This window comes from Enhygromyxa salina (assembly GCF_000737335.2).
Classification (GTDB): Bacteria; Myxococcota_A; Polyangia; order Nannocystales; family Nannocystaceae; genus Plesiocystis; species Plesiocystis salina_C.
This window is the reverse complement of the sequence record NZ_JMCC02000249.1, coordinates 1-2,306: the sequence shown is the minus strand read 5'-3', so window position 1 is coordinate 2,306 and position 2,306 is coordinate 1. Positions and strand designations below refer to the sequence as shown.

Genomic DNA, 2,306 nt, shown 5'->3' with positions numbered 1-2,306 from the left:
GGCTGCCGGCGCGGCTGCCCCTGCGCGGCGACTACCGCCGGCCGGAGGTCTCGGCCCAGCGAGGCGCGGTCGAGCGCGTAGTGATCGGCGCGCGCGAGCTCGACGATCTTCGGGCGCTGGCCAAGGCCAGCGGCGCCACGCTCTACATGACCCTGCTCGCGGGCTTCGCTGCGTTGCTCGGGGCCCGGGTCGACGGGCGCGAGCTGGTCATCGCGTCGCCCGTCGCCAACCGCCCGCTCGCCGAGCTCGAGGGCGTGGTCGGATATTTCGTCAACACGGTGGCCTTGCGGCTGAGCGTCGAGCCCGAGCGCAGCTTCGCGGCGCTGCTGCGCGAGACCCAGCGCGTGACCGCCGAAGCCCACAGCCACAAAGACCTGCCCTTTGCCGAGCTCGCCCCTGTCCTCGCCCCTGTCCTCGTCCCTGGGGCGCCGCCCCGGGCTCAGCTGATGTTCAACCTGCTTCCTCCTCCTCCCCCTGTCGCTGGCGCGGCGGCGTTGTCCGTCGACACGCTGTGCTCGCAGTCGGGCAGCGCCCGCCACGAGCTCAACCTCACCGTTCAGGCCCACGCCGAGGGTCTCGAAGGTCAGCTCGAGTACAGCACCGAGCTGTTCGGCCAGGCGACGGCCGGGGCGCTGGTTCGCGGCTACGCCCGGCTGCTGGCCGCGGCTGTCGCTGATCCCGAGGCTTCGCTCGCGACCCTGCAGGCCGCGAGCGTGGATCGGGGGTCGAGCCAATGACGAGGGCCGACGAGTCCCGGCCGGTGGCCGACAGCGACGTGGCGATCGTCGGCATGGCCGGGCGGTTTCCAGGTGCGGACGACGTCGAGGGCCTGTGGGAGCTGTTGAGCAACGGACGCGAGGGCATCACGCGCTTCGATCGCGAGCGCCTCGCGGCCGCTGGCGTGCCGGCGGCGCTCCTCGATGACCCGGCCTACGTGCCCGCCCACGGTGAGATCTCGGGGGTCGAGCTGTTCGACACCGCCTACTTCGAGCTCACGCCGGTCGAGGCCGAGCTGACCGATCCCCAGCACCGTCTGCTGTTGACCACGGGCCACGCCGCGCTCGAGCACGCGGGCTACGACCCCGGGCGCTTCCCCGGCTTGATCAGCGTCTACGCCGGCGCGGCGATCAACACCTACCTCCAGCAGCGGGTGCTCCCGGCCGTCGACCAGACCTCGACCTCGAACCACTTCGCGGTCATGGTCGGCAACGACAAGGACTTTCTGGCCACGCGCCTGTCCTACAAGCTCGACCTGCGCGGGCCGAGCTACACGGTTCAGACCGCCTGCTCGACCTCCCTCGTTGCGATCCACCTCGCCTGTCAGGGCCTGATCAACGGCGAGTGCGACATGGCCCTCGCTGGCGGCGTGACCGTCAAGCTGCCCCAGACCAGCGGCTATCTCTACGAAGAGGGCACGATCCTCGCCAAGGATGGCCACGCGCGGACCTTCGACGCCGACGCCAGCGGGACCGTGCTCGGCAACGGGGTCGGTGTGGTGGTGCTCAAGCTGCTCGCCGACGCGATCGCCGATCGCGACAGCATCTACGCGGTCATCAAGGGCACGGCGACCAACAACGACGGCTCGTCGAAGGTCAGCTTCGCGGCCCCTGGCGCGGCTGGGCAGGCGGCGGTCATCCGCGAGGCCCAGGCCGTGGCCGGGGTCTCGCCGCGCTCGATCAGCTACGTCGAGGCCCACGGGACCGCGACCCGGCTCGGCGACCCCGTCGAGGTCTCGGCCCTGACGAAGGCGTTTCGCCACGAGACCCAGGACACCGGGTTTTGCGCCATCGGCTCGATCAAGTCGAACCTCGGTCACCTCGACGCGGCCGCTGGCGTCGCCGGGGTGATCAAGACCGCGCTGATGATGCAGCGCCAGACCCTGGTCCCGACGCTCCACTACCGCGCGCCCAATCCGGCCATCAATTTCGACGCGAGCCCGTTTTGGGTCAGCACCGAGCGCAGGCCGTGGGCGTGCGAGGGGCCGCGGCGCGCGGGCGTCAGCTCGTTCGGTATCGGGGGCACGAACGCCCACGCGATCCTCGAGGAGGCTCCGCCACCGGCGGCGACGGGGCCGTCTCGCGCGACGCAGGTCTTCGTGCTCTCGGCCCGCACGCCGAGCGCCCTGGCTGTGGCCGCGGTCCAGCTCGCCAACGACCTCGAGGCCCAAGAGGCCCAAGATGAGCGCGCGCTGGCTGACGTGGCCTACACCCTCGCGCTGGGTCGGCGGGCCCACGAGCACCGCCTGGCCTGCGTGGCGAGCACCCGCGCGGAGCTGGTCGCGGCGCTGCGTGGGGCCGACTCGTCGC

At 71.7% G+C, this 2,306-nt stretch carries 2 protein-coding genes; both read left to right on the top strand.

Annotated features, from left to right (window positions below):
- Positions 1–737 (top strand): condensation domain-containing protein (locus DB30_RS40660; RefSeq protein ID WP_240480445.1); only part of this gene is annotated, 737 nt, incomplete at its 5' end.
- The coding region (locus DB30_RS40655) for a type I polyketide synthase (RefSeq protein WP_146662936.1) at positions 734–2,306 on the top strand (1,573 nt) is incomplete at its 3' end. The genes DB30_RS40660 and DB30_RS40655, both read left to right, overlap by 4 nt.